6 protein-coding genes are annotated in these 6760 nt (G+C 62.5%); 3 read left to right on the forward strand and 3 right to left on the reverse strand.

Annotated elements, in window-relative coordinates:
- Positions 1 to 230: 230 nt before the first annotated feature.
- Entirely contained in the window at positions 231 to 1046 is an 816-nt protein-coding gene (locus QMX91_RS27560; protein WP_282413678.1) for an alpha/beta fold hydrolase, read from the forward strand.
- Positions 1047 to 1159: 113 nt separating this feature from the next.
- Here the strand turns inward: QMX91_RS27560 and dsbG are convergent, their stop codons facing one another.
- Genes dsbG through dsbD form a run of 3 tightly spaced genes read right to left on the reverse strand, consistent with a single transcriptional unit; the run spans position 1160 to position 4509 of the window.
- Positions 1160 to 1930, reverse strand: coding sequence for a thiol:disulfide interchange protein DsbG (dsbG, locus tag QMX91_RS27565; RefSeq protein ID WP_027613399.1), 771 nt, complete (start codon positions 1928 to 1930; stop codon positions 1160 to 1162).
- A complete protein-coding gene (locus QMX91_RS27570) occupies positions 1906 to 2775 on the reverse strand; it encodes a TlpA disulfide reductase family protein (RefSeq protein ID WP_027613398.1) in 870 nt (289 codons plus the stop codon). The genes dsbG and QMX91_RS27570 overlap by 25 nt, the downstream gene beginning before the upstream one ends.
- Entirely contained in the window at positions 2776 to 4509 is a 1734-nt protein-coding gene (gene dsbD, locus QMX91_RS27575; protein WP_282413679.1) for a protein-disulfide reductase DsbD, read from the reverse strand.
- A 153-nt stretch (positions 4510 to 4662) separates the two neighbouring features.
- Between dsbD and QMX91_RS27580 the strand changes: the two genes are divergently transcribed.
- Positions 4663 to 5343, forward strand: coding sequence for a response regulator (locus QMX91_RS27580; protein WP_007969056.1), 681 nt, complete (start codon positions 4663 to 4665; stop codon positions 5341 to 5343).
- Positions 5343 to 6665 carry an ATP-binding protein gene (locus QMX91_RS27585; protein WP_282413680.1) on the forward strand — a complete coding sequence of 441 codons (1323 nt, stop codon included), beginning with the start codon at positions 5343 to 5345 and terminating at the stop codon, positions 6663 to 6665. The genes QMX91_RS27580 and QMX91_RS27585 overlap by 1 nt, the downstream gene beginning before the upstream one ends.
- Positions 6666 to 6760 lie beyond the last annotated feature (95 nt).

Below are 6760 nucleotides of genomic sequence, written 5' to 3' on the forward strand. Positions count from 1 at the left end.
ATGACCTGATGGCGGCGCGGGAAGGGCTTTGATTCTCTAGTGCCGGCACTGGCCCTTTCGCGAGCAAGCTCGCTCCCACATTTAGTACTGTGTACGCAGAACCAATGTGGGAGCGAGCTTGCTCGCGAAGGCGTCAGTAGCATCAACACACACCGCATCATTTCCCAGGTTGACGATCAACAACCGGCAGCTCAGTCTGCCGGTTCTCTTTTTTGTCTCGGGGGTGGTCGATGCCTTTCTTCACGGTTGACGGACAAGCGCTGCACTACATTGATCAAGGCTCCGGCCCGGCCGTGTTGCTGGCGGGCAGTTATCTGTGGGACACGGCCATGTGGGCGCCGCAGATCGCTGCGCTGTCGCCGCACTACCGGGTGATTGCGCTGGACCTGTGGGGCCACGGCGAATCCGGGCGCTTGCCGCCAGGCACCACCTCGCTGGATGACATCGCGCGGCAGGTCGAGGCCTTGCTCGATCACCTGCAGATCGAACAGATAACGCTGGCGGGGCTGTCGGTCGGCGGCATGTGGGGCGTGCGTCTGGCGTTGTTGGCACCGCAGCGGATCAACGGTCTGGTGCTACTCGACACCTACGTCGGCGTCGAGCCTGAGCCGACCCGTCAGTACTATTTCTCGCTGTTCAAGCAAATCGAGGAAAGCGGCGAGATTGCGCCTCAGTTGCTCGACATCGTGGTGCCGATCTTCTTCCGCCCGGGCATCGATCCGCAGTCGCCGCTGTATCAGGACTTCCGCGCCAAACTGGCGGCCTACACCGCGGATCGCCTGCGCGAAAGCATCGTGCCGATGGGGCGTATCACCTTCAGTCGTGATGATCTGTTGCCGCGCCTGGGCGAACTGAATGCCGCGACCACCCTGGTGCTGTGCGGCGATCAGGACAAACCGCGACCGCCGTCGGAGGCACAGGAAATGGCTGAATTGATCGGTTGCCCGTGGGTACTGGTGCCGGAAGCGGGGCATATCTCCAGTCTGGAGAATCCGCAGTTTGTGAGCGAGGTGTTGTTTACTTTTTTGGCTGAGCGCAACCGCTAAACCGTGTCATCGTTCTTTTCGCGAGCAAGCCCGCTCCCACAGTGACCGCGGTGATCCCTGTGGGAGCGGGCTTGCTCGCGAAGAGGCCCGATCAGGCAATAAAGAAGCCGGACTCACTTTGGCCCGAGAATTTTCGCCAGTTTCTCCGGCGAAGGCGCGCCTTGCTGCTGTTGCAGCTCGCCCTTGTCATCCATGTAGAAAATCGCCGGTGTCGCCTGCAGTTCCAGGTCTTCCATCAACTGCATGTTGGCGGCCAGTTTGGTCTGCACCGCTTTTGGAATGTCTTTCAATGGTTTGAGGGTGCTGGCCTTGCCGGCCTTTTCGTGATCTTCCAGGGCCTTGGCCGGATCTTTCGCCGCCAGCAGCGCGGCGGATTTCGCCGGGCTGTCTTCGCGGATGATCCCGACCATGATGTGCCGCAGCTGCACCTTGCCGGCCTTGACCCATGGTCGCGCCTGTTCCCAGAACATGTTGCAGTACGGACAGTTGGGATCGCTGAACAGGTACACGGTGCGCGGCGCGTCCTTGTTGCCGTCCTGAATCCAGTTGCTGGCTTCGAACTTGCCCCAGATTTCCTTGGCCATCGGCGCATAGACCAGTTTCTGCAACGGCTCGCTGCTCAGATCCTTGCCGTCGGCGTCGTACAGATTGCCGAGCAGCACGTGTTTCCCGTCCGGCGTCAGGTACAACGCCATGCCACGGTTCTGGTACTGCGCCGCATAACCACGCAAGCCGTCCGGGGCGTCGAACTGGCCAACGATTTTTGCGCCCTTGGCTTCGATCTGCTTGATCGCGGCGGGCAATTCTTCGGCGGCCTGCACCGACGGCAGGTGCAGCAGGGCAGTGCCCAGAGTCAGCGTCAGCAGGTGGCGGAGGCGGGGCATGGCAGTTTCCTTGCAGAGGTGGCCGGTGCGGCGGTTGGATTCGGGATGTCGAAATTTTCCAGGGCGCGGGCCAGGCTGGCGTTCGACAGTTCGCCCAGATGACTGCTCAGCAAGCGACCGTCAGGGCTATAGAACAGCGTAGTCGGCAACGCCATGGAGCCCACGGCCTGACCCAGTCGACCGCTGCGGTCGAACAGTACGTTGTTCAGGCTCAGGCCCTGGGTTTCCAGGAAGGTGGCAACGCTTTGCATGCTTTCGGCCTGATTGACGAACAGAAAGGTCAGGTCCGGGCGTTGTTGTTGAGCGTTTTCCAGCACCGGCATCTCGCGCCGGCAGGGCGGGCACCAGGTTGCCCAGAGGTTGATCACCAATGGACCGCCCTGATAGTCGCTGAGCTGGATGGTCTCGCCTGCGGCGTTGCGCAGGGTGATTTCCGGCAGGCGCGTGCCTTGTTCGTAGATGTTCAGTGACAGGGTCGCCAACAACCAGAACAGCACGCCGCTGGCCACGCCAAAACCCAATGGCCGACGCAGGCCCGGGCGGCGCCAGCCGCGATAGAGAGCGGTGAGCAGCAGCACGATCACCCCCGGCCAGGCGAGGAATCCACCATCGCGCAGGTCGATGATCTGCCACGGATCGTTGCGATAGTGGCCCCAGTACAGGGCGACAAACGCCACGCGTGCCGCGAGCATGCCCAGCAGAAACAGGCTGAACAGCGCCGACTCGGGGTTATCGCCGCCACGCTTGGCCACCCGCCAGCCGACAAAGGTCGCCAGCGCCAGGGCACTGATCAGCAGCAGGTGGTTAAGCGCGATGGCAAAGGTGCCGAGGGTGAACGTCAGCATTTAATTGGCGTCTCGGGTGGTGGTCCAGCGTTGCAGGAACGTCTCGGCATCCACCTCACCGGTGATGCGCTGGCTACGTCGTTCTTCGCCGTCGGTGCCGATCCAGACAAAACTCGGTGGCCCCGGGACTTTGTAGCGGCCGAGCAGCTCGCGGCTGGCGGCGTTGTCAGCAGTGACATCGAGGCGCAGCAGGCGCACATCACTCAGCGCCTGCATGACCTTGTCCTTGCCGAACACCTGTTTCTCCATGACTTTGCACGACACGCACCAGTCGGCGTAGTAATCGAGCAGCACCCACTGGCCCTGGGCTTTGGCGCTATCCAGTTCACGCTGCAGGGCTGCCGGATCCTTGATCGTGGTGAACGCGTCATGCCCGCTCGGCGTGGTGCTGGCGACCCTGCCGGCGCTGTACACCTGCAGCGGTTGATAAGGGTCGTCACTGCCACCGGCAGCGCCGATCAGCAACAGGCTGCCCCACAGACCGAGCAGCAACGAACTGGCGCCGAACACCTGGGCAACCCGGCCGAAACCTTCAGATTGCTTCCAGGCACAGAACGCGGCGATCAGCAGCAACGCGCCACACAGGCCCAGCCACAGCGACGAGTCCAGCACCGGGCGCAACATCAGCAGTGCGGTCGCGAGGAACAGGAAACCGAAGATGCCCTTGAGCAGGTTCATCCACGCTCCGGGTTTCGGCAGAAAGCGATTGCCGACGGTCACCAACAGCAATAGCGGCACCCCGATACCGATGCCCAGCGCAAACAGAATCAAGCCACCGTGCAGCGCATTGCCGCTCTGCGCGATGTACAGCAAAGCACCGGCCAGTGGCGCGGTCATGCACGGACCGACCAGCAGACCGGACAACGCACCGAGCACCCCGGCACCGATCAGGCTGCCGCCATTGCGACTGCGCGAAGCGTGTTCGAGGCGGTCACGCAGGGCCACCGGCAATTGCAATTCGAAGAAGCCAAACATCGGTAGCGCCAGCACCACGAACACTGCTGCAAATGCACCGAGCAGCCATGGATTTTGCAGCCAGGCCTGCAGGTTGGCGCCGAGCAGCGCAGCGATCACCCCCATCGCCGCATACACCAGCGCCATGCAGATCACATAGCTGCTGGCCAGGGCAAAACCACGGCGCGGGGTGGCGCCGCTGCCGACAATCATGCCCGCCAGAATCGGTAGCATCGGCAACGAGCACGGAGTGAACGCCAGCAACAGGCCGAGGCCGAAAAACACCAGCAGGCTCCAGCCCAGCGCCCGTTGTTGCAGGCTGCTGGCCAGGGCCTGATCCGGTGCTTCGGCACTGGCCGTTGGCGTCGCTTTGCCGCCCAGATCGATGACCCGGGTCTGCGGCGGATAACACAGGCCGGCATCGGCGCAGCCCTGATAACTGACCTTGATCTGACCGCTGGCCGAGGCCGGAATTTTTACCTCCAAGCCCTGGCGATACACCGGTTGTTCACCGAAGAACTCGTCACTGTGCGACTCGCCCTCGGGCAGCGCAGGCTGCTGCTCGGCCGTCAAACCGTCGAATTTCAGGCGTTTCTGGTACAGGTAATAGCCGTCGGTGATTTGCCAGAACAGCTGGGTTTCCCCGGACTCAAGGCGTTCGGAGGTGAGCACGAAGGCTTTGTCGACCGGCAGAAACTCCGGTTTGGTCTCGAATGGGTTGTTTCCCGCCTGGGCCAGGCCGGAGATCAGCAGTGCAAACAAAAGAAAAAAATGACGCATGGAGGAGCCTTGTCCCTGTGCAAGTGTGGGCACAATGGTGGATGGCGATTAACCGATGATTAACCGTCACGCCCTTGTCGCTATGGCGTTGGGCGCCATAATGTCAGCTTAATCGGCCAACGGCCTAATCGGCTTTTTTCTACGGGACGGATCATGCACGTACTGGTTTGCGAAGACGATGAACTGATCGCCAGCGGTATCGTTGCCGGTCTCACGGCGCAGGGCCTGACGGTCGAGCACGTCAACACCGCCTCGAAAGCACGGGCGATGCTCAAAGTTGCCGAATTCGACGTGATGGTGCTCGATCTCGGCCTGCCCGACGAAGATGGCCTCAAGTTGCTGCAACAACTGCGTCAGCAGGGCCTGGAAATTCCGGTGCTGATCCTGACCGCACGCGACTCGGTGACCGACCGGGTCGATGGCTTGCAGGCCGGGGCTGACGATTACCTGCTCAAACCCTTCGATCTGCGGGAATTGTTCGCCCGTCTGCAAACCCTGCTGCGCCGGGTCGCCGGGCGTAGCGTCAACCTGATCGAGCACGGCGCACTGACCTACGATCCAAGCAGCCGCGAAACCACGTTGGCCGGGCAACCGGTGGACTTGTCGCGCCGCGAGCAATCGCTGTTGCAGGCGCTGCTGCACAACCGTGGCCGAGTACTGTCCACCGAGCAGTTGAAGGACAGCGTCTACGGCTTCAATGACGAGCTGGAGAGCAACGCGCTGAACGTGCATATCCATCACCTGCGCAGCAAACTCGGCAAGGGCATCGTCGAAACCGTGCGCGGTCTGGGCTATCGCCTTGGGCCGGCCGATGGTGGAGAGCAGCAGAAGTGATGAGTCTGCGTCTGCGCCTGAGTCTGACCCTCGGCGCCGCGTTCGCCCTGATCTGGGCACTGGCTGCGGCCTGGATGCTCAGCGACTTGCGCAATCAAATGATGTTTTCCCTCGACCAGCGGCTGGTAGCCTCGGCGCGCATGGTCGCCGGGCTGCTGGAGCAACTGCCGGCGCTGCCGAGCAAGGGCGAGGGCACCCATTTCAGTGCCGAACAACTGAACATTCCCGGCGGCATGGCCTGTCAGGTCAGTTCGTTGCGCGGGGAGATTCTGGCACGCAGCCACAGCAGCCCCGAGCAAACCCTGGAAGCGGAAAAGATGGGCTTCCATGACCAGCTTATCGATGGCGCGCCGTGGCGCAGTTTCACCCTGGCCAGGGGCGATGTGCGGATCACCACCGCTGATCGGCAGATCGAACGCGAAGCGCTGAACATGTCGATTTTGCTGGCGGCCTCGGTGCCGGTCGGCGTGGCGTTGCTCGGTTGCCTGTGCCTGCTGTGGTTGGGCATCGGTCAGGGCCTGGCGCCGCTCAATCGTCTGCGTGAAGCACTGATGCGACGTAATGCCGACTCGCTTGAGCCATTGCAGTTGCAATCGTTTCCCAGCGAATTGAAACCGTTGCTCGATACCCAGAACCAGCTGTTCCAGCGCATCGGCAAGACCATCGAGCGTGAACGCCGCCTGACCGGTGATGCCGCCCACGAACTGCGCAGCCCGTTGACGGCGATCAAGACCCACCTGCAAGTGGCACGCATGACCGAAGGCAGTGCCCGCGATCAGTCGCTGGCACGCGCCGAAGAGGGTGCCGACCGCATGCACCGCACCCTTGAGCAACTGCTGTTGCTGGCGCGGGTCGAGGGCAGTCTGTCGTTCGATGACGGCGTGCAGTGCAGCGCCGAACAGGTGGCGAAACTGGCGATGCAGGATGCGGCTGGTGGCGAGCGTCAGCGCATCAAGCTGCAATTGCCCAAGCAGCTCTCCAGTGCGCCGGTGCAAATGCCGGCGGTGCTGTCGATTGCCGCGTTGCGCAATCTGCTCGACAACGCCCTGCGCCATACCCCGGCGGATGCTGAGGTGGAGCTGAGTCTGGAAACGGTCGGCCAGCGCGCCCGCTTTGTGGTGCGCGACCACGGCCCGGGGATTGCGGCGCAAGATCTGCAGCACCTGACCCAACGCTTCTGGCGCAACGGCCAGAGCACCGGCTGCGGTCTCGGTCTGGCCATCGTGCAAGCCATCGTCCAGCGCTGCGCCTGCACCCTGCATTTCGACAGCCGCCCGGATGGCTTGCGCGTCGAGTTGACCATGCCGCTGCAACCTGTCTGAACCAGCAAAAATCCGCTGTGGGAGCGGGCTTGCTCGCGAAGGCGTCCGGTCAGTCGACAGGTTGCTGACTGGCACGCCGCCTTCGCGAGCAAGCC

This window comes from Pseudomonas sp. PS01299, assembly GCF_029960145.1.
In the GTDB taxonomy this organism is placed as follows: Bacteria; Pseudomonadota; Gammaproteobacteria; order Pseudomonadales; family Pseudomonadaceae; genus Aquipseudomonas; species Aquipseudomonas putida_A.

Bases quoted from the DNA above. Each gene is read 5' to 3' on its own strand.
- QMX91_RS27560 (WP_282413678.1), top strand. From the start codon at position 231: ATGCCTTTCTTCACGGTTGACGGACAAGCGCTGCACTACATTGATCAA.
- dsbG (WP_027613399.1), bottom strand. From the start codon at position 1,930: ATGCCCCGCCTCCGCCACCTGCTGACGCTGACTCTGGGCACTGCCCTG.
- QMX91_RS27570 (WP_027613398.1), bottom strand. From the start codon at position 2,775: ATGCTGACGTTCACCCTCGGCACCTTTGCCATCGCGCTTAACCACCTG.
- dsbD (WP_282413679.1), bottom strand. From the start codon at position 4,509: ATGCGTCATTTTTTTCTTTTGTTTGCACTGCTGATCTCCGGCCTGGCC.
- QMX91_RS27580 (WP_007969056.1), top strand. From the start codon at position 4,663: ATGCACGTACTGGTTTGCGAAGACGATGAACTGATCGCCAGCGGTATC.
- QMX91_RS27585 (WP_282413680.1), top strand. From the start codon at position 5,343: ATGAGTCTGCGTCTGCGCCTGAGTCTGACCCTCGGCGCCGCGTTCGCC.